Here is a 20,014-nt window from a genome sequence, read left to right as displayed (position 1 = left end):
TTATGCTCCTTGATGTTTCGGGCTAAGATTAAGCAAGGCCTGCTCTGCTCGCGCTAGAAATTGCGTTTTATCTTCTTGCGGCTGCCAATGAATCGGCTCGCCTAAATACAGGTCACACAGCAAGGGAATTGGCAGAATAAAGCCTTTCGGCAATAAATTATGGGTGTTGCTGATCCAAACTGGCACGAGATCCACATTAGGATTGGCTTTGGCTAAATAATATAAACCACTTTTAAAAGGCTGAAGGGCAAGATCATCATTGGTTTTTCTTGTGCCTTCGGGGAAAATGATCAACGAATTTTCTTGCAGCGCTTGGCTAATTTGTTCTGTTACCGCTTTAGGATCATTGCCGCCACGCTCGATCAACAGCATATTAAACACCTTTTCCGCTAGGAAACGGCGAATTTTGCCTTTCGTCCAATAATCTGCGCCAGCCACAGGACGGGTTTTCTTGCGCACTTCATAAGGCAAAGACACCCAGAATAAAATAAAATCTCCGTGGCTATTGTGATTGGCGTAATAAAGTCTTGGCTTATCTGCCGAAAGCAGAGCGATATTTTTCGCAGGACGAACACCGCTAATAAAAGAGGTAAAACGACATAAAAGAAAATCAACCAGTTTAGCGAGCATTTTCATTCTCCTCTGATTTTTGTTGCGTAGCATTTTCTGCGGAAAATTGCACCGCACTTTCATTGTCTGCACGGTCTTCTGCTTGTTCTTCATCAGGTTTATTTTCAACATTCTGATCTAAAGCCTTGCCTTCCGCCAGCCCTGACTTCACGCGTTTCACGCAAGTTAAAATTAACAGCGCGACGACAAGCCAAGCAAGCGCATAAAACCACGTTGGTAAAATCGGCATAAAGGTATAAATCAATCCTAATAAGCCAAATAAAAAGGCACGATCACTTTTTCCCAAAGGCCCGTCATAACGGCGTGTTTGCCCTTGCACTTGCCCTAACACGCCACAAAATTCCGTTAAGGCGGCAAGCCAAATAATCAGCCCGATAACAAGGGGATCAAAAGGGGCGATAAACGCGAAAGGCAGATACAACGCCGCATCAGAAACCACATCGGTAATTTCATTAAGATAACCACCCAAGCGCGATTTTTGCTGAAATTCTCGTGCTAACATTCCGTCAATGGCATTGAGCGCCATTCGCACAAAAAGCCAAATAGGAATTAAAATAAACAGCCAATGCACAGCAGAAAGTGCGGTCAAAAATAAGCCTAAAATGACTGAAATCCCACAGGCTGCAAGTGTAACTTGGTTCGCTGTAACGCCTTTGCGTTCTAACTTCACCACCGTTGGACGCAGTAAATTTTGAAACTTCGGTTTTAAATCGTAAATACTCATTATTTCTCCTTATTTAAACGGAAATAATACTGGAACAAGAAACACCGTTGCCAACATAACCAGTAAAGTAAAAGGCACGCCAATTTTGACGAAATCGCCAAATTTATAATTCCCTGCCCCCAGCACCATTGTGTTTACGGGCGAAGAAATCGGGGTCATAAAGGCGGCAGAGGAAGCGATCGCCACCGTCATTGCGAAAGGCAATGGGGAAAGCTGTAAATGCTGCGCCATTGTGATGGCTATCGGCGCCATTAAAATCGCAGTGGCGGTGTTAGAAATAAACAGACCAATCACCGCAGTCAGTGTAAACAAGCTGATTAAAATCCAATGTTTACCCATTCCCCCTACGGTGTTAATCATAAATTCTACGATCAAATTAATCCCGCCTGTTTTTTGTAGTGCGGTGGAAAATGGCATCATTCCCACAATTAAAATCAAGCTCGACCAGTGGATAGAGGCATAAGCACTTTTGGCATCTACACAGCGGAATTTGGCTAACATTAAACAGGCGATGAGTGCGGCAACCACGTTCGGCACAACGCCTGTTACCATTAATGCCACCATCGTTACAATGGACAAAATGGCATAAGGCGCTTGGCTTTGCGCGGGCGCGGCGCGTTCAATTTCCGCAGGATAATCGAGTACGAAAAAGGCTTTTGTTTTATTACGCATTGCTTGGATCAATTTCCACGATCCCACCACCAGCAGCAAATCGCCGATCTTTAATGGCTGTTCAATCAAACTCCCCGTCAAAATCTCATTATTACGCTTAATGCCCACTACATTTAAACCAAAACGTGAACGAAAGCCAATTTCTGCCACGGTTTTGCCGAGATAATCCCCTTCAGGAATTGGCGTGATTTCCACCATTCCCATAAACTTGGCTTGTTGTTCAAAGTGGTAAGGACGCAATTCCGTTGGCTCAAGCTGATGTTGTTGGCAAAATGCATTAATATCTAACTCAGGATCAGCACAATCAATCAGCAAAATATCTTTTTCACGAATTTCAATTTTCCCTAAAGACTCAGCCAGAAATCTTGGGCGAAAACGCTTCCAACGCTCAATTGCCAGCACGTTCAAAGCATAATTAGAACGCAGATGCAAGGCTTCTAGCGGTTGCCCGATAAAATCTGATCCTGCGCGCACCACAAAGCGTTTGGTGCGTGCTTGTAATTGATAATCTTCAATCAGATCTTGAATGGAATGACGATTCACGCCTTCGCTTTGTTCATTTTCCGCTTGCCCTAACCAACGGCGAGCCACCAACATATAGACAATGCCCAGCAACAAAATCACAATACCAATCGGCGTGAAAGAAAAGAAATCAAAACGCTGTTTGGTGAGATGGATTAATTCTGCGTTAATCACCAAATTTGGGGCGGTGGCGATTAAAGTCATCATACCGCTGATTAACCCAGCCATACTCAATGGCATCATCAGGCGTTTTGGTGAAATATTCATCTGCCGACAAATCACCAATACCACAGGGATAAAAATCGCCACAATCCCTACGGAACTCATAAAAGATCCCAATCCCGTTACCGCTAACATCACTAAAACAAGTACTCGAGTTTCGCTATTTTTAGCCGCTTTCATCAGCCATTCACTCACTTGATAGGCTACGCCAGTGCGCACCAAGGCTTCCCCGACAATAAACAGCAAGGCAATCAAAATAATATTCGGATCACTAAATCCAGCAAAAACTTCCTGCACGCTCAAAATGCCACTCACACAAAAAGCGAGCATGACCAACAGGGCGATCACGTCCATTCGGATTTTGTTGTGGATAAATAAGAGTACGGCGATTGCGAGAAAAATCACAACGCTAACAAGGGGCATATTGGTGATTGTGGGCATTAGGGTCTCCGTGGGTTAAGGTTTTGGTCGTTTTGTTTATTATTTGGTTAATTACGGTTTTCTTTGTAATTATAACGGGTTTCGCCGTTGGCGACTTCCTTTCTTTTGAGTTTCCAAAAGAAAGGAAGCAAAGAAAAGGGAACCCCTACTAAATTGCTTTTCCTCATTACAATAAAATTTTTTTAACGAAAAGTAAGCCCATACTCGCTACGCTGCGTTCAGGCGTTACTTTTCTAAAAATTTTATTTCCATTCGGGCAATTTACAAGGGGGATTGTCCGGTGGTTCATAATCTATTTTGTATTAAATTATATTTAAAGTGCGGTGGGATTTTTTTAAATTTTTTGGGAAAATGACCGCACTTTATTCTGTAATAAGTTTTCTTACTGGGGCGAAACTTCGGCGGTGTTGGGGTAAAACGCCGTGTTCTGCCAGTTTTTCTAAATGTAATTTTGTTGGGTAGCCTTTGTGCTGGGCAAAGGCGTATTGGGGGTGGCGTTTATCCAACTCTTCCATTTCTAAATCACGGGCGACTTTGGCAAGAATGGAGGCGGCGCTGATTTCTGCCACTAGGCTGTCCCCTTTCACCACCGCTTGAGCGGGCATTGGCAATAGGGGAATGCGGTTGCCGTCCACTAGCACAAAGTGCGGTGTGATTTTAAGCTGATTGACTGCGCGTTGCATCGCTAACATTGTGGCGTGCAAAATATTGAGTTCGTCAATTTCTTCGGGTTCAGCTCGCCCTAATGCCCAAGCTTTGGCTTTTTGTTTAATTTCTTCCGCTAAAGCAAGGCGTTTTTTGTGCGAGAGCTTTTTACTGTCAGTTAAGCCTTCAATGGGATTATTAGGATCTAAAATCACTGCGGCCGTTACCACTGCGCCCACTAAAGGCCCGCGTCCCACTTCATCAACGCCCGCGATCAATTCATAATCAGGATAGACAAATTCGCTCATTGCTTTTCCCCTTGCAATAATTCAATCACCGCTTCGGCGGCTTGTTTATCTGCATCGCATTGGATCATTTTATGCAGATCAATAAAGTGTTGCACTAAATGATGGCGATTTTGCACCGCACTTTCTTCTGTGGAAAAATAAGGGGTGAGCTTTTCTACCAATTTTTCTGCCGTGCAATCTTGTTGGATCATTTCTGGCACGAGCATTTCATTCGCCAGTAAATTCGGTAATGAAATATAAGGGGTTTTCACCAAGCGTTTAGCTAGGAAATAAGTGAACGGCTTCATTTTGTAGCCCACGACCATTGGCGATTTGCATAGCATACATTCTAATGCCGCTGTGCCTGACGCCAGCAAGGTGGCTTGGGCGGCGATCATTGCGGGGCGTGCTTGTCCATCTAGCAAGATCATTTCCAGCTCAGGGGCAATCTTCGCTTTGATTTGTTCAAACTGTTGGCGGCGTTTTTCATTCACCAAAGGCACGAGAAATTGCACATCTGGATACTGTTCCTTCAGCAATAATGCAGTTTGCAAGAAAGGTTCGGCAAGGAATTCCACTTCTGAGCCACGGCTGCCAACCAGCATCGCTAAATAGCGTTGTCGTGGATCAATATTAAGCATTTGACAAGCGGCAAGGCGATCAGGTTTTAATGGAATGGCGTCTGCCATTGTGTGTCCGATAAAACGGCAAGGCACGTTGAAACGATCGTAAAAGGCTTTTTCAAAAGGTAAAAATGCGAGAACAAGGTTGGTGGCGCGTGCAATTTTGTGAATGCGATTTTGTCGCCACGCCCAGACGGAAGGGCTGACGTAATGAATGGTTTTGATGCCTTGTTCCTTGAGTTTGAGTTCAATGTCAAGATTGAAATCAGGTGCATCGATGCCGATAAACACATCAGGTTTTTCTTGTAGCATTTTGTCAATCACTTGACGGCGAATTTTCAGCAAACGTGGCAAATGTTTCACCACTTCGGCTAGCCCCATTACGGCAATTTCTTCCATATCCACCAAGGTTTCGCAACCTTCTGCCAACATTTGCTTGCCAGCAATGCCGATAAAACGTGCGTTAGGATAACGGATTTTTAGGCTACGCATTAGCCCTGCACCGAGAATATCCCCAGAAACTTCACCTGCGACAATGCCAATGGTAGGAAATTGTTTTGTTTGTTCCATTTCGTTTTTTCTCATAAACCGTTTTCTCTCATAAACCGTTTTCTTTCATAAAAAGAACCGCACTTTATCATTGCTAGCTTTGTGCAATAAATAAAGTGCGGTGAAAAATTGTCATATTTTTAGCCGGTGTTACCGAATAATCCCGCGTGTTGAACGCTTGAAGAAATCAAGGAAAAAGCTAATTGCACTTTCTGTTTTGGCATAATGCTCAATTTCTGGCATCACTTCTTCTAAGGTTTTTCCACTGCGATAAATTAATTTGTACACGTTGCGAATGGCGTGCAATGTTGGCTTATCAAAACCGCGACGTTTCAAGCCCTCAATGTTTACACCGAATGGTTGCGCGTGGTTGCCTTGCGCCATAACATAAGGAGGAACATCTTGGCTCACCATAGAACCACCGCCCAACATAACGTGTGCGCCCACAATAACAAATTGGTGAATGGCCGACATTCCGCCCACAATCACGAAATCATCTAGCTCAACGTGTCCTGCCAGAGTGGCGTTATTGGCAAGAATACAGCGATTCTTGATTTTACAATCGTGCGCAATATGCGCGTTGATCATAAATAAGTTATCATCACCCACGCGCGTTACGCCACCACCTTGCACCGTGCCTCGGTGAATCGTTACACTTTCACGAATACGGTTACGGTTGCCGATAATGGTTTTCGTTGGCTCATTTTGGTATTTCAGATCTTGGTTTTTCTCACCAATGCTGGCGAATTGGAAAATTTCATTGTCTTCGCCAATTTTGGTCACGCCATTAACCACGATATGCGAGTGCAACACGGTGCCTTTGCCAATTTCTACATCAGCACCAATAATACAAAACGGGCCAATCACCACGTTTTCGCCAATTTTTGCCCCTTCTTCTACAATGGCTGTAGGGTGAATTTTTGCACTTGAATGGATCATATTGACCTCTTGTTTTTGTAATGAATGTTTATCTGCGCGCGCACATTAATTTTGCTTCACAAGCCACTTCACCATTCACGGTAGCAATACCTGTGAATGCGGTAATACCACGGCGCTCTTTGATCACTTCGACATAAAGTTCCATTTGATCACCTGGTAATACGGGACGTTTAAAACGCGCATCATCAATACCTGCGAAATAGAACAATTCTCCGCCCTGCAATTCGTGAGTTTTAAATGCCAAAATGCCCATTGATTGTGCTAGTGCTTCTAAAATTAACACACCAGGTAAAATAGGTTCACCGGGGAAATGCCCAGTAAAACAAGGCTCATTAACACTGATGTTTTTGATCGCTTTTAACCATTTCCCTTCTTCAAAATCAGTTACACGATCCACTAATAAAAAGGGATATCGATGCGGAAGTAAGGTCATAATTTCTTTTGCTTCAATGACTTTTGTGGTTTGTTCTGTTGTCACAATAGTACCTTTTTAATTTGAAAATAATAGAAAATAAAATTGATGCAAATTATACGATATTTCATCGTTTAATACAAAACGCACCACATAAAGTGGCGCGTTTGAGAAAGGAATTAAGCGAATTACGCATTATTGAGCTTTTTTTCTACCGCTTTTAGACGCTTGTTCATTTTATCAATGTCTAAAGTCAGTGCGGCGGTTTTGCGCCATTCTTTATTTGGCTGCAATGGAATACCGGAAGAGTACACGCCCGGTTCGGTGATTGGTCGCATTACCATTCCCATTCCCGTAACCGTAACTTTGTCAGCAATTTCCATATGGCCATTGATCACGCTTGCGCCACCAATTAAGCAATAACGCCCTACTTTCAGGCTACCTGCCATAATCACACCACCAGCGACCGCTGTGCCCGTACCGATATGCACGTTATGGGCAATTTGGCAAAGGTTGTCGATGATGACGTTATCTTCAATCACCGTTGCGTCTAACGCACCGCGGTCAATACAGGTGCAAGCCCCGATTTCAACGTGATTGCCGATAATCGCGGTGCCTGTTTGTGGGATCTTGATCCAACGGCCTTTATCATTCGCATAACCAAAGCCATCACTACCGATCACAGCGCCAGATTGGATTAAGCAATGTTCGCCAATTTGCACTTGGTGATAAATGTTTACATTTGCCCAAAGCTGAGTATTGGCGCCAATTTTTGCGCCTTTGCCAATGAAACAACCTGCGCCAATAATCACGTTATCGCCAAGTTCAACCTCATCTTCAATCACGGCATTTGCGCCAATAGACACATTTTCGCCTAATTTTGCAGAGGCAGAAATCACCGCACTTGGTGCAATACCTGCTGCCGCTTTTGGCGTAGAATCCATATATTGTGCTAGCACGGCGTAAGCCACATAAGGATCTTTGACAATAAGCAAGTTGCTTTCAGGTGAACAAAATTCTACATCATTTTCACTTACCACTAAAATCCCTGCTTGGGATTGTGCAAGTAAATCACGGAATTTAATGTTTGAAATAAAGGTGAGCTGGTTTGACTGTGCTTTGTCGAGCGGGGCGATACTATCAATAAGCACATTGGCGTTACCACGAATGGTAGCGCCAATTTGTTGTGCTAATTCTTTAAGAGAATAAGACTTTCGCATTATTTAGCCTGTGCTGGAGCTGGAATTGCTTTTAATACTTCTTCTGTAATGTTTTTACCATCAGCGGCATAAACTGCAACTTTCTCATCAAGCACTGCGCTGTAATTCTTCGCTTTTGCCACTGTTGTAGTTGCAGTTTGAATGTCAGTTAATAATTTACGCTCAACTTCCATTTCTGCTTTCTGTGTTTCTTCGCGGAATTTAGCAATATTTTCTTGGTGCTCTTGCACTAATTTTTTAAATTCTTCATCACGTTTTTGCGCTAATTTTGCAATTTCATCTTGACGTTTTTTGATGTCAGCTTGACGTAATTTCGGCGCATCTTTATCTAATGCTTTCACTTTAGCATCAATTTCTTTCTCAAATGCGGATTTTTTATCTTGCAATGCTTTATCTGCCGCTTGTAATTTTTCAGATGGTGCTTTAAATTCATCATCTAATTTTTTAAATTCAACTTGACGCGCAGGGTGATGTGCAAATAAATAATCTACATTTACAAATGCAATATTATCTTCAGCCATTGCAATTGATGAACCTAATGCTAACGCTAAAGAAAGTGCGGTTAATTTTACTGCTTTTTTCATTTTTGAGTTTCCTTAAAATAAATCAATTTTTAAATTCAATACCAATGGGAGCAAGCTCCCATTAGCTTTCCAAGCTTTTACTTAGACTAAAAAGAATGAAAGAAGTTCCAATTAGAATGTTCCGCCGATACTAAATTGGAATTGTTCAATTTCATCGCCTTTATATTTTTTGATTGGTTTGGCATAAGAGAACACCAAAGGCCCAATCGGTGATTGCCATTGGAAGGCAACCCCAGCTGATGAGCGAACTCGGCTCGGATTACCGTAATCAGGTAAATTCGTGAAACGTGATTTTCCGTCTGTTTTCCATTTTGTATTCCATACACTTGCCGCATCAACAAAAAGAGACGTTCTTACGGAACGTTGATTTTTGTCTGCCACAAATGGGGTTGGAACAATTAATTCAGCACTTGCGGTTACCATTGCATTACCACCAACAATGTCCCCATTTACCCCTTTCTTACAATATTTATCCGGCGTCGTTGCACAATTTTTTTCATCTCGATAAATAGCTTGTGGACCTACTGCACCATAAGCAAAACCACGCAAACTTCCCATACCACCAGCACTATAAGTTTGATAGAATGGTAAACGCTTTCCGCCAAAGCCATTTGCATAAGCCGCCGAAGCTCTTGCTGAAATAACCCAGCTATGATCGCGGTCTAACGGATAGAATCCTTGTACATCTGCTGACACTTTGTAATATTTATTATCTGAACCCGGAATAGTCACTTTCCCACCAATTGAGGCTCTCATTCCTGAAGTTGGGAAATAACCGCGGTTAAGATTATTATAGTTCCAGCCCATAGAGAACTCAAAATCGTGGGATTTGAATGTCCAATCATTGACATTCATTGATTCACGATAGATATTACGGTTATATTCAGGGCGTACATCTTTTAATTTATTATATACATAGCCTAGCCCAACATAGTATGAGTTATTCTCATTCACTGGGAAGCCTAGCGTTCCATTCACACCATAAGTCGTACGGCTGTAAGATGCGGAAGTGTCATTTTTCGAGTTATCGTATTTTTCAAAGAATACATTTCCACCAAGGCTCACACCGTCTTTTGTGAAGTAAGGTTCTGTGTAACCTAAATTAACACTGGTACTGTAATCATTACGCGAACCACCGAAACTGATTGACGATCCCATTCCTAAGAAGTTATCTTGCTTAATGCTTGCCTGATAACTTAAACCACTTTCTGTACCATAACCAATACCAAAGTTAATGCTACCTGTATTACGTTCTTTCACTTTATAGATAACATCAAGCTCATCATCAGTATTTGGCACATTTTCGGTGCGAGATTCTACGCTTTCAAAAAATCCTGTTCTTTCCAACCGCACTTTACCTAGCTCAACTAATTGAGAAGATAACCAAGTTCCTTCTTGCTGACGCATTTCTTGACGCAATGTACTGTCTGCACTTACGTTATTGCCTTCAAAACGAATTTGGCGCACAGAATAACGGCGACCTGCATCAACCACATAAGTTAAAGCAATTGTATGATTTTGATCATCAAACTCAGGACTAATATTCACTTGAGGATTGGCATAGCCTTGCTCACCTAAGGTTGTTTTAATTTCATTTTCTACTGCGACAACATCACTACGGCGGAAAGTATCACCCACACGAATTTGTTTTAATAATGCAGAAAGTTCATCGCTCATTCCTGCCACATTACCCACAATACGCGCACTTTTAACGGTATATTTTTCACCTTCATTGACATCAATAGAAACTTTTGCTTCAGTCTTTGCATCATTTAATTGCACATCTGTTTTGCTAATTTGCATTTTGGCATAGCCGTGATCAAGGTAAAATTCGCGCAATGTATCTAGATCTTTACCAAATTGTACGGAATCAAATTTATTACCAAAAAGTTTCCACCAAGCATCAGGTTGTAATTCCATTTGCTCTTGTAATTTACTTGAGCTAAAGGCATTGTTTCCTTCAAAGGTGATCCCTTTTAACAGTGCCACATCATTTTCTTTAATTTGGATTTTTACTTCCGCACGATTATTTGGCAATGGCGTAACAATCGTTTCCACTTTTGCGTTATAGCGACCTACACTGTGATAATGATCAAGTAAACTTTGACGGAAAGCCTCTAATTTATCAAAATTCAATACATCACCAACGGCAAAGCCATTAGAATCTAAATTATCTTTCAAGGCTTCATTTGGAATTGAACTATTACCGTCAAGAATCACATCGGCAATAATTGGACGCTGCTGCACAGAAATAACTAGCGTGTTTCCTTCTCGGGCGGCTTTAACCCCTTCATAACCTTGTAAGAACAAGGTTCTTACAACATTGGCAATATCTTTATCTGTTGCTCGTTGCCCAACTCGAACGGGTAAATTCGCAAGAATTTTGCCTTCCGTGCCAGCTTGAACGCCATCGACACGAATATCTTGCATAACAAAAGGGGCAGCCATCACCGTGGTTGAACCCAATAATAAACTTGCGATTAAAAGTTTTTTCATTGTTACTTTTATCCTTGTAAAAGAAAGAGTTATAAACGTAAGAAATCGTTAAACAAAGCAAATGCTGTTAAAGCTAATAAGCATATTGCACCAATTTTATAAGCGGTATCTTGCACCTTTTGCGAAAGCGGTTTTCCCTTTATCGCCTCAGCGGCAAGAAAAATTAAATGTCCGCCGTCTAACACAGGTAACGGGAACAAATTCATAATGCCTAAATTTACACTAATTAATGCCATAAAACTTAAATAATAAACAAAACCAATTCCCGAGGAAATCCCTGCGCCCTTGGCAATAGAAATCGGTCCACTTAAATTATTTAAAGAAAGATCACCGGTAAATAATTTGCCAATTACTTTTACCGTCAGTAGCATTAAATCCTTGGTTTTTTCTACGCCTTTCTGTAAAGCCTCAAAAACACCATATTTTAATTCCGTGCGATATTTTTCATCAAGGGGCTGAACCGTTGGCGATACGCCAACAAACCACCTGCCTTTTTCATTTAACACTGGTATTAAGGTTTTATATAAGGTTTCCCCTGCTCGCTCAATTCTCAATGTAAAAGGCTGCCCTTTTTGCACATCTTGAATAAAATCTTGCCAATTCATTGGCTCGCCAGTATTGGTATAAAATTTATCCCCCACTTGCAAGCCTGCTTTTTGTGCTGGGGAATCTTCCGCCACTTTAGACAAGGTCATTTCCACTTTAGTTCGCACGGGAATCATACCCAATGCGCCAAAAGCACTTTCTTTTTCAGGATCGAATCGCCAATTGGCTAAATCTAAAGTGCGTTGCTGTTTTACATCTGAACCAAAAGGCGAAAGAGTGATTTCTACATTGGGGTTACCCATTTTGGTGGCAAGCACCATATTGATGGTTTCCCAATCTGGTGTCGCCGTGCCATCAATGGCGATAATTTGTGAACCAGGTTGAATTTGCGCTTGTGCCGCAATGGACGCTGGTCGAACCTCTGCGATCACAGGTTTCACGCTAGGAATCCCGATGGAATACACCAGCCAATAGGCCAATATAGCAAAAATAAAATTCGCCATCGGGCCTGCTGCAATCACAAAAGCACGTTGTGCCACGGATTTATTATTAAAGGCTTGAGATTTTAATGCTTCTGGCACGGCTTCGTTACGCTCATCAAGCATTTTCACATAGCCACCTAAGGGAATAAGCGAAATAGAAAACTCTGTGCCTTTTTTATCAAAGAACGACCACAGCATTTTACCGAAACCGATAGAAAAACGTTCAACTTTTACATCGCACTTTCTGGCAGCCCAAAAATGTCCGTATTCGTGTACAAAAACCAGTACACAAATGGCTATCAAAAATGAACCTAACGACCACAAAAAGGACATATCCGTTTTTTCCTACAATACATAAAAATAGAAATACGCAAAGAATGGTACGGCAGCGGTAAGACTATCAATACGATCTAAAATCCCACCGTGTCCGGGGATTAAATTGCTACTATCTTTAATCCCACTTTCGCGCTTAAACATACTTTCCGTTAAATCACCCAGTACAGAAATTGCCACAGTGGCAACAGATAAGACGATAAAAGGCACGGTTGGTACATTGAATAAATCTTGTGGGGCGACTTGCATAAAAATCCCTGCTAGCACGCCAGCGGTAATCAGCCCACCGAATACGCCTTGCCACGTTTTCCCTGGGGAAACTTTTGGTGCAAGTTTATGTTTTCCGAATTTGCGGCCGGCAAAATAAGCACCAGAATCTGCTGCCCATACCAGAATAAACACATAAAAGAGCAACATTAAGCCGTGATAAGGGTTGGCAACATAACCATCTAAGCGCAAACGCAACACGCCTACAATAAAAGGCACAAGGGTTACGATGGCGAAAACGCCTTGCAAAATCACCGATTTTGCCCATAATTTGGCAGAATTTGGATAGCTCACCACAAAGCCAAGCGCCACAATCCACCAAATCACTGCGCTTAATAAAATAGGCTCAGCATAATGTTCAAACACACGGCCCGCATTGAGATAATTGGCTTCGCTTAAAATCCACAAAAAAAGCACCGCACCTGCTAAGCCTGCCACTACAACACGCCAAAATTTATTTTTGACTTGAGCGAATTGTGTCCATTCCCAAATTCCTAAGGTCGCCACTGCCCCTAAGGCTAAGGCAAAATAAAAAGGAGAAAATAAAAATAACGCTGCACAGACAATAGCAATTAAAATAATTGCGGAAATAACACGTTGTTTAAGCACAGTTTAGTCCTCTTGTTCTGCTCCACCAAAACGGCGATTTCGTTGTTGATAAACTAAGATAGCTTGATTGAATTCTTGTTCGTTAAAATCTGGCCATAGCACATCAGAAAAATAAAATTCTGCATAGGCAATTTGCCACAGTAAAAAATTACTTACACGCTGTTCACCGCTGGTGCGAATTAATAAATCCACCATAGGCTGATCTTGGGTAACCAAATGTTGTTGAAAACGTTCAGCAGTGATCTCATCAAGCGTCAGCTGCTCATTTTTCACCAAAGTAGCAAGCTGTTTGGTTGCCTGCACAATATCCCAATAACCGCCATAATTTGCTGCAATATTTAAAGTAAGTGCGGTGTTATTTTCAGTTAATTTTTCTGCTTTTTCGATTTTTTGCTGTAATTTTTCGCTAAAACGGGATTTATCCCCAATAATGTTTAAGCGGATATTATTTTTATGCAATTTTTTCACTTCTAAATCCAGTGCTTGCATAAAAAGTGTCATTAATGCGCTCACTTCACTTTCTGGACGCGTCCAATTTTCGCTACTAAACGCATAAAGAGTGAGAACATTGACACCAATTTTTCGCGCATAGGAAACCGCTTGACGCACTGCCGCCACGCCATTTTTATGCCCGAAAATACGCATTTTTCCTTGCTGTTTTGCCCAACGCCCATTGCCGTCCATAATAATCGCAACGTGTTGGGGAATATTGTTTAAGTCAATCTCAGTCATTCATCAAGGATTTTCTAGTTACAAAATTAATGGCTGAATATATCATAATATGATATTACTTACTATGAAAACGCACAGAATTATGCATAAAAAAATCAAGGCGAACTTTCGCCCGCCTTGATTTATTTGTAACGAAAACAAAATGTTATTTCGCTTGAATAATTTGCCACGCTAAAGCGCGCGCTTTTTTATCCACGTCTAACACATCATCAATAGATTGAATCTGTTGTGGGCTGATTTTTTCTACCACTTGCGTATTCACTTTAGCAATATCGGTAAATTTAATTTGACGATTTAAAAATGCTTCAACGGAAATTTCATTCGCCGCATTCATTGCCGTTGTGGCATATTGCCCTGCGGCAAAGGCATCAATGGCCAATTTTAAGCAAGGATAACGCTGATAATCTGGCGCTAAAAAAGTCAGCCCATTGAGCTGATAAAAATCCAGTGGCGCAACACCGGCAAAGGTACGCTGCGGATAAGCCATTGTTTCCGCAATTGGCGTACGCATATCTGGATTGCCCATTTGCGCAATCACTGAGCCATCAATATAACGCACCATAGAATGAATGATAGATTGCGGATGAATAATCACTTCCATCTCATCTGCACTGGCATTGAATAACCAACGGGCTTCAATATATTCCAAGCCTTTATTCATCATTGTAGCTGAATCCACTGAGATTTTTTTGCCCATTGACCAATTAGGGTGCGCAACAGCTTGCTCTGGTGTGATCTGGTCAAATTCTGAAAGATCCGTATAACGGAAAGGGCCGCCCGATCCCGTGAGTACAATTTTGCTGATGCCTAATTCTTGCAACGGGCAAAAACCGATTTTTTCCTGCGCTTGCGGTGGTAACGATTGGAAAATCGCATTGTGTTCACTGTCCACAGGCAGTAACTGAGCGTGATTTTTCTTCACTTCATCAATAAAAAGCTGCCCGCAAGTCACCAAACTTTCTTTGTTAGCTAACAACACTCGCTTACCCGCTTTCACCGCTGAAAGAGTAGGCAATAAGCCCGCCGCGCCAACAATAGCAGCCATCACCTGATCCGCTTCAGAGTGAGCCGCCAGCTCGCAAATGGCTTTTTGTCCGCTTAACACTTGGGTTCTTAGACCAAGTGCGGTCAATTTTTCTTTTAAATTTTTCGCCGCACTTTCGTCATCTAAGGCAGCAAAAGTCGGTTGAAATTTAACGCATTGTTCCACCATTAATTGCACGTTACGTCCGCCCACTAAGGCAAACGCTTGATATTTCTCAGGGTTATGTTCTATCACAGAAAGGGTGCTAGTGCCGATGGAGCCTGTCGAACCAAGAATGACGAGTTTTTGTTGTTTTTGCATAAATTTTTGACCGCACTTTAAAAGGGTTAAGGTTGCTAAAATTGTCATGAATATACTCAAAAGCCTGTAATTCAGCAAGAAAAAATAGGGCGAACCCTTGGCTCGCCCTTTATTTCGTTAGAATGATTAGAAATCTAATAATTCTTTCTCTTTATCCGCTAACACTTCGTCCACTTTTTTCACATAAAGATCGGTGATTTTTTGGATTTCGTCTTGTGCTTTGCGCTCTTCATCTTCGCTGATTTCTTTTTCTTTCAACAACGCTTTGATTTGATCGTTCGCATCACGGCGCACATTACGCACAGCTACTTTGCCTTGCTCAGCTTCCGCTTTTACGATTTTGATTAAATCGCGGCGGCGTTCTTCCGTTAATGGTGGAAGTGGAACGCGAATAGTTGTGCCAGCTGATGATGGGTTTAAGCCTAAATCAGAAGTTAAGATGGCTTTTTCCACCGCACCGATTAAGCTACGATCAAACACAGTTACCGCTAAGGTACGCGCATCTTCAGCCACTACGTTGGCTAATTGACGCAATGGGGTTAATGCGCCATAGTATTCCACTTGAATACCGTCCAGTAAGCTTGGCTGCGCACGCCCTGTTCTTACTTTGGCAATATGGTGTTTGAATGTTTCAAGGCTTTTTTCCATACGCAACTGCGCATCTTGTTTAATTTCGTTAATCACAAATATTCCTTTTTATTTAAGTTTAATCAATTAGTTACAAATTAGCGTACCTTCACGCTCACCTAAAACCACTTTGCGTAATGCGCCTGGTTTGCTCATATTGAACACACGAATTGGCATTCCGTGATCGCGTGCTAAAGTAAAGGCAGCTAAGTCCATTACTTGCAATTCTTTGTCAATCACCTCGGCATAAGTGAGTTTTTCATACAACACTGCATCTGGATTTTTAGCAGGATCGCAATCATACACGCCGTCCACTTTGGTGGCTTTAAGCACAACATCAGCTTCAATTTCAATCCCACGCAGGCAAGCCGCTGAATCGGTGGTAAAGAATGGGCTACCTGTTCCCGCAGAGAAAATCACCACGCGTCCTTCACGCAACATTTTGATCGCTTCAGACCAGTTATAGGTATCGCAAATTCCGTTTAACTGGAAAGCGGACATCAATTTTGCATTCACATCTGCGCGGTGTAAGGCATCACGCATTGCCAAGCCGTTCATTACGGTGGCAAGCATACCCATATGATCGCCCACCACGCGGTTCATTCCCGCCTTAGCCAGTTTTGCACCACGGAATAAATTTCCGCCACCTAACACAACCCCGACTTCTACGCCCATTTCTAGTAATTCTTTAATTTCAAGCGCCATTCTGTCTAAAATTGAAGGATCAATTCCAAAACCTTCATCACCTTGTAAAGCTTCACCGCTTAATTTAAGCAGGATTCTTTTATATACGGGTTTGCTCATTTTTTCCTCACAAAAGTTGGGTACAAAATTCTGCATATTATAGAGCAACATCTTTGCAGTGAAAATAGCTCAAGGCAAAAATCGCATAGAACCAATGAAAAAAATTCAGTAAAATGAAGCGAACTAAAAAATAAGGAACAATGTTGTGGCAGAAAAGAACAAAAAAGGAACATTTCATCTTTCATCATTGCTAGTAAGTGTGGTGTGTTTTGCGCTACTTTATATTATCAGCCTGTTAGCGCTACAAGGTTCGGGCTATTTTCCGCAACCTAGTTGGCAGCAGATCAGCCTTTTTATGTCTTTCATTATTATTTTTTCTAGCTCGAAAAAACTCTTTTATTTCATTGCATTACCTATTTTATTTATCTATGCCTGCTATGCGCCCATTGGGGTAAATTTTGGCGCGCCATCTTATCAATATATCGCCTCTGTTTTCGCCACAGACTTACAAGAAGGCAAAGAATTTTTCGCTCAAATCCCCCTTCTTGATTATGGTTATCCCCTTGCGATTCTTGGCGGTGCGCTGCTTTATCGCAGGTTAAGTCAAAAATTCCACTTGGCTTTTTATAAAAATAAGGGGCTATTGGCGCTCATTTTTGTTAATGCACTTTGGGGAAATATTCCCTTTCAACCGCTGCAAGAAAGCTATTTAGCAGGGGAAAAAGTGGTCGAAGAATTACGCTTACTCAACCGCTTTGATGTGCCAAGCGAATGGGGCGAAAGCCAACTGGATAGCCGTTCCCATTATGATGATTACATTTTAGTTATCGGCGAAAGCGCGAGAAAAGATTATCACCACGCTTACGGCTACCCTGTTGCCAACACGCCTTTTCTTTCCACTGCTAAAGGAACGGTAATTGATGGCCTAACCGCAGGCGGCACAAACACCATCGCTTCGCTTAAATTGATGTTTACCAAGCCTAACAAGCAAACTTGGGAAGGGAATTATCGCTTAAATTTCATTGACTTAATTAAATCCGCAGGAATCAAAACCTATTGGCTTTCCAATCAAGGTTATTTAGGGCAATACGACACGCCAATTTCCGCTATTGCCAATAAAAGCGATGAAAAAATCTTTTTACGCGCGGGCGATTCCATTAGTAATGATGTGAGCGATTTCAACTTATTAAACCGATTTGCTCAACTCATTCAAACCCCAACCACAGGCAAGCGTTTTATTGTGGTGCATTTATATGGCTCGCACCCGTTGGTTTGCGAACGCGTTACCGATTACAACAAGATTTTCGATGAAAATCAAATTGCTAAAAAATATCAGGACGTGAATTGCTACATCAGTTCGATCAAAAAAACCGATGAAGTGCTGAGTAAAATTTATCAGGATCTGGTCAAAAATCAGCAAAAAAATCACCGCACTTTTTCGATGATTTATTTTTCTGATCACGGCTTAGCTCATCAAATTAGCGATAACTATATCGCTATTCACAATAGCAGCGGCAAAAGTAAACGCCATTACGATATTCCGTTGTTTAAAATTTCCAGTGATGATCAGCAGCGTCACGAAAAAAAGGTGTCAAAATCAGGCTTGAACTTCACGGAAGGCTTGGCGAATTGGATTGGCATTCGTAACGCTAACATTGACCCCAATGCGGATCTTTTCGATGATACGCCACAGCCAGATTACGGTTTGAAAGAAAAAATTGAAAAAATCACCGCACCTGATGATCCTGCGGTGGTGATTCCAAATCATCACTCACTGATTTCTGTAACGAGTGATTAATAAATCGCATTCCCTGCGGCGAGACTTCTAGCACAGAAGAAGTTTCGCCCCAATCGCCCAATACAATTCGTTCAAAGTGCGGTGGGATTTTATACAAATTTTGCCGATGCGTATGCCCGTGGATCAGCTGCGGCACGTTAAATTGTTGCATTGTTTGCAACACGAAATCGGCGTTCACGTCCATAATTTGATTGGATTTATATTGCTTGTCCTGTTTGCTTTTAGCACGAATTTTTTCGGCAATTTTTAACCGCACTTTTAAAGGCAAATGTAAAAAAAGCCATTGACGCCATTTTTGATGCACTTTTTTACGATAGCGTTGATAAGCCACATCATCAATGCAAAGGGTATCGCCGTGGCAAAGCAAGGTAGGCGCGCCGTATAAATCAATCACTTGATAGGTTGGCAACAGCGTTAAACCGCAAGATCGGGCAAATTTTTTGCCGATAAGAAAATCGCGATTGCCGTGCATAAAATAGCATTTCACGCCTTTTTCCGTTAAGTGGCGAATTTGCTGTTTCACCAAATCAATCAAAGGGGAATGCTCATCATCGCCAATCCAAAAATCAAAAAGATCGCCTAAAATATACAAACTTTCCGCATCTTTGGCTTGATTTTGCATAAAATCAACAAAAAGTGCGGTTAAATCTGGGCGATTTTCGCTTAAATGTAAATCTGCAATAAAATAGGTCTTTGCCATTGTTGAATATCTTTGGGAAGAAGGAAATTGTTTGATAGCCTAGCATTTTTTTAGCGGATTGATACAAATATTTGCGGATTTTCGCTATACTTGTGCAAATTTTTTTCAAGGTATGTGTTTATGCTAAAACTTCTTCGCATTATTGTGGTTGTGCTGTGCTGTATTTTAATTTGTTTGCTCGGCACGATTTATTCTCTCATTCGTTTCAGAAATCCAAGTAACGTGGGCGATGTGGCACGTTGGTTTGGGCGCTTATATCCCCTTTTCGGTTTGCAAGTGGAACATCGCTTCCCTGCTAATGCGGAAAATATCGGGCCGTGCATTTACATTGGCAATCACCAAAATAACTACGATATGGTTACCATTTCTTATATGGTGATGCCGCGCACCGTGAGTGTCGGGAAAAAAAGCCTGATTTGGATCCCGTTCTTTGGCATTTTATATTGGGCATCGGGTAATATTTTTTTAGATCGTGATAACCGCTCCAAAGCACATAGCACAATGACCCAACTGGCTGAACGCATTAACAGTGATAAACTTTCTATTTGGATGTTCCCTGAAGGCACGCGTAGCCGTGGACGTGGTTTGCTGCCATTTAAAACTGGCGCATTTCACGCCGCCATTGCCGCTGGTGTGCCGATTGTGCCAGTGGTTTGTTCCAACACGCAAAATAAAATCGATCTTAACCGTTGGGATAATGGCAAAGTGATTTGTGAAATGTTGCCACCTGTGGATACATCGGCTTACACCAAAGACAATGTGCGTGAATTGGCGGGCTATTGCCATTCTTTAATGCAACAACGAATCAACGAACTTGATGCGGAAATTGCCGCCAGCCAAGCTCAACAAGACACCACAAAATAAA

Annotated in this window: 18 protein-coding genes and 1 pseudogene; 2 read left to right on the top strand and 17 right to left on the bottom strand. The window is 41.8% G+C overall.

Annotated elements, in window-relative coordinates; translation table 11 throughout:
- The 16 genes and pseudogenes from ACLS0A_RS02895 to pyrH all read right to left on the bottom strand — a co-directional run bounded on the left by ACLS0A_RS02895 (window position 1) and on the right by pyrH (window position 16,711).
- Window positions 1-630 carry a lysophospholipid acyltransferase family protein gene (locus ACLS0A_RS02895; RefSeq protein WP_416082332.1) on the bottom strand — a complete coding sequence of 210 codons (630 nt, stop codon included), beginning with the start codon at window positions 628-630 and terminating at the stop codon, window positions 1-3.
- Window positions 631-748: 118 nt separating this feature from the next.
- A pseudogene (locus ACLS0A_RS02890) lies at window positions 749-1,354 on the bottom strand (CDP-alcohol phosphatidyltransferase family protein); the annotation flags it as partial.
- A gap of 9 nt (window positions 1,355-1,363) precedes the next feature.
- A complete protein-coding gene (locus tag ACLS0A_RS02885) occupies window positions 1,364-3,211 on the bottom strand; it encodes an SLC13 family permease (protein WP_416082331.1) in 1,848 nt (615 codons plus the stop codon).
- Window positions 3,212-3,573: 362 nt separating this feature from the next.
- A complete protein-coding gene (rnhB, locus tag ACLS0A_RS02880; RefSeq protein ID WP_416082330.1) occupies window positions 3,574-4,164 on the bottom strand; it encodes a ribonuclease HII in 591 nt (196 codons plus the stop codon).
- The gene (lpxB, locus tag ACLS0A_RS02875) at window positions 4,161-5,336 is read right to left on the bottom strand and encodes a lipid-A-disaccharide synthase (RefSeq protein WP_416082329.1); all 1,176 of its coding nucleotides are present in this window, start codon (window positions 5,334-5,336) and stop codon (window positions 4,161-4,163) included. Before lpxB ends, rnhB begins: the two co-directional genes overlap by 4 nt.
- Before the next feature lie 129 nt (window positions 5,337-5,465).
- On the bottom strand, window positions 5,466-6,254 hold the full coding sequence (lpxA, locus tag ACLS0A_RS02870) for an acyl-ACP--UDP-N-acetylglucosamine O-acyltransferase (RefSeq protein WP_194751313.1): 789 nt from the start codon (window positions 6,252-6,254) through the stop codon (window positions 5,466-5,468).
- A gap of 28 nt (window positions 6,255-6,282) precedes the next feature.
- Window positions 6,283-6,735, bottom strand: a complete 453-nt coding sequence (fabZ, locus tag ACLS0A_RS02865; RefSeq protein ID WP_416082362.1) for a 3-hydroxyacyl-ACP dehydratase FabZ — start codon at window positions 6,733-6,735, stop codon at window positions 6,283-6,285.
- 119 nt (window positions 6,736-6,854) lie between these two features.
- Window positions 6,855-7,886: a UDP-3-O-(3-hydroxymyristoyl)glucosamine N-acyltransferase gene (gene lpxD, locus ACLS0A_RS02860; protein WP_416082328.1), complete on the bottom strand. Its 1,032-nt coding sequence runs from the start codon at window positions 7,884-7,886 to the stop codon at window positions 6,855-6,857.
- A complete protein-coding gene (locus ACLS0A_RS02855; protein WP_416082327.1) occupies window positions 7,886-8,470 on the bottom strand; it encodes an OmpH family outer membrane protein in 585 nt (194 codons plus the stop codon). Before ACLS0A_RS02855 ends, lpxD begins: the two co-directional genes overlap by 1 nt.
- A 111-nt stretch (window positions 8,471-8,581) precedes the next feature.
- The gene (gene bamA / locus ACLS0A_RS02850; RefSeq protein WP_416082326.1) at window positions 8,582-10,966 is read right to left on the bottom strand and encodes an outer membrane protein assembly factor BamA; all 2,385 of its coding nucleotides are present in this window, start codon (window positions 10,964-10,966) and stop codon (window positions 8,582-8,584) included.
- 29 nt (window positions 10,967-10,995) lie between these two features.
- Complete coding sequence (gene rseP / locus ACLS0A_RS02845) at window positions 10,996-12,327, bottom strand: sigma E protease regulator RseP (protein WP_416082325.1); 1,332 nt, start codon at window positions 12,325-12,327, stop codon at window positions 10,996-10,998.
- A gap of 12 nt (window positions 12,328-12,339) precedes the next feature.
- On the bottom strand, window positions 12,340-13,203 hold the full coding sequence (locus tag ACLS0A_RS02840) for a phosphatidate cytidylyltransferase (RefSeq protein ID WP_416082324.1): 864 nt from the start codon (window positions 13,201-13,203) through the stop codon (window positions 12,340-12,342).
- Window positions 13,204-13,206: 3 nt separating this feature from the next.
- Window positions 13,207-13,935, bottom strand: a complete 729-nt coding sequence (gene uppS / locus ACLS0A_RS02835; protein WP_416082323.1) for a polyprenyl diphosphate synthase — start codon at window positions 13,933-13,935, stop codon at window positions 13,207-13,209.
- A 145-nt stretch (window positions 13,936-14,080) separates the two neighbouring features.
- Window positions 14,081-15,280: a 1-deoxy-D-xylulose-5-phosphate reductoisomerase gene (ispC, locus tag ACLS0A_RS02830; RefSeq protein WP_416082322.1), complete on the bottom strand. Its 1,200-nt coding sequence runs from the start codon at window positions 15,278-15,280 to the stop codon at window positions 14,081-14,083.
- A gap of 126 nt (window positions 15,281-15,406) precedes the next feature.
- The gene (gene frr / locus ACLS0A_RS02825) at window positions 15,407-15,964 is read right to left on the bottom strand and encodes a ribosome recycling factor (RefSeq protein WP_103853991.1); all 558 of its coding nucleotides are present in this window, start codon (window positions 15,962-15,964) and stop codon (window positions 15,407-15,409) included.
- A gap of 30 nt (window positions 15,965-15,994) precedes the next feature.
- Window positions 15,995-16,711, bottom strand: coding sequence for a UMP kinase (gene pyrH, locus ACLS0A_RS02820; protein ID WP_416080236.1), 717 nt, complete (start codon window positions 16,709-16,711; stop codon window positions 15,995-15,997).
- Between the two features lie 145 nt (window positions 16,712-16,856).
- On the opposite strand from pyrH, the gene ACLS0A_RS02815 reads away from it, so the two are divergent.
- Window positions 16,857-18,449 carry a phosphoethanolamine transferase gene (locus ACLS0A_RS02815; protein ID WP_416082321.1) on the top strand — a complete coding sequence of 531 codons (1,593 nt, stop codon included), beginning with the start codon at window positions 16,857-16,859 and terminating at the stop codon, window positions 18,447-18,449.
- On the opposite strand, the gene lpxH is transcribed toward ACLS0A_RS02815, so the two are convergent.
- Window positions 18,379-19,149 (bottom strand): UDP-2,3-diacylglucosamine diphosphatase, encoded by a 771-nt coding sequence (gene lpxH, locus ACLS0A_RS02810; protein ID WP_416082320.1) that lies wholly within the window; start codon window positions 19,147-19,149, stop codon window positions 18,379-18,381. The two genes, ACLS0A_RS02815 and lpxH, sit on opposite strands and share 71 nt — an antisense overlap.
- A 120-nt stretch (window positions 19,150-19,269) precedes the next feature.
- Between lpxH and ACLS0A_RS02805 the strand changes: the two genes are divergently transcribed.
- Entirely contained in the window at window positions 19,270-20,013 is a 744-nt protein-coding gene (locus tag ACLS0A_RS02805; protein WP_416082319.1) for a 1-acylglycerol-3-phosphate O-acyltransferase, read from the top strand.
- Window position 20,014: the final 1 nt, after the last annotated feature.

It is taken from the genome of Avibacterium volantium (assembly GCF_049366555.1).
GTDB classification, from domain to species: domain Bacteria; phylum Pseudomonadota; class Gammaproteobacteria; order Enterobacterales; family Pasteurellaceae; genus Avibacterium; species Avibacterium volantium_A.
Note: the sequence above shows the minus strand (reverse complement) of the source record. Positions and strands in the feature narration are given on the sequence as shown.

Bases quoted from the DNA above. Each gene is read 5' to 3' on its own strand.
- ACLS0A_RS02895 (WP_416082332.1), bottom strand. From the start codon at position 630: ATGCTCGCTAAACTGGTTGATTTTCTTTTATGTCGTTTTACCTCTTTT.
- ACLS0A_RS02885 (WP_416082331.1), bottom strand. From the start codon at position 3,211: ATGCCCACAATCACCAATATGCCCCTTGTTAGCGTTGTGATTTTTCTC.
- rnhB (WP_416082330.1), bottom strand. From the start codon at position 4,164: ATGAGCGAATTTGTCTATCCTGATTATGAATTGATCGCGGGCGTTGAT.
- lpxB (WP_416082329.1), bottom strand. From the start codon at position 5,336: ATGGAACAAACAAAACAATTTCCTACCATTGGCATTGTCGCAGGTGAA.
- lpxA (WP_194751313.1), bottom strand. From the start codon at position 6,254: ATGATCCATTCAAGTGCAAAAATTCACCCTACAGCCATTGTAGAAGAA.
- lpxD (WP_416082328.1), bottom strand. From the start codon at position 7,886: ATGCGAAAGTCTTATTCTCTTAAAGAATTAGCACAACAAATTGGCGCT.
- ACLS0A_RS02855 (WP_416082327.1), bottom strand. From the start codon at position 8,470: ATGAAAAAAGCAGTAAAATTAACCGCACTTTCTTTAGCGTTAGCATTA.
- bamA (WP_416082326.1), bottom strand. From the start codon at position 10,966: ATGAAAAAACTTTTAATCGCAAGTTTATTATTGGGTTCAACCACGGTG.
- rseP (WP_416082325.1), bottom strand. From the start codon at position 12,327: ATGTCCTTTTTGTGGTCGTTAGGTTCATTTTTGATAGCCATTTGTGTA.
- uppS (WP_416082323.1), bottom strand. From the start codon at position 13,935: ATGACTGAGATTGACTTAAACAATATTCCCCAACACGTTGCGATTATT.
- ispC (WP_416082322.1), bottom strand. From the start codon at position 15,280: ATGCAAAAACAACAAAAACTCGTCATTCTTGGTTCGACAGGCTCCATC.
- pyrH (WP_416080236.1), bottom strand. From the start codon at position 16,711: ATGAGCAAACCCGTATATAAAAGAATCCTGCTTAAATTAAGCGGTGAA.
- lpxH (WP_416082320.1), bottom strand. From the start codon at position 19,149: ATGGCAAAGACCTATTTTATTGCAGATTTACATTTAAGCGAAAATCGC.
- ACLS0A_RS02805 (WP_416082319.1), top strand. From the start codon at position 19,270: ATGCTAAAACTTCTTCGCATTATTGTGGTTGTGCTGTGCTGTATTTTA.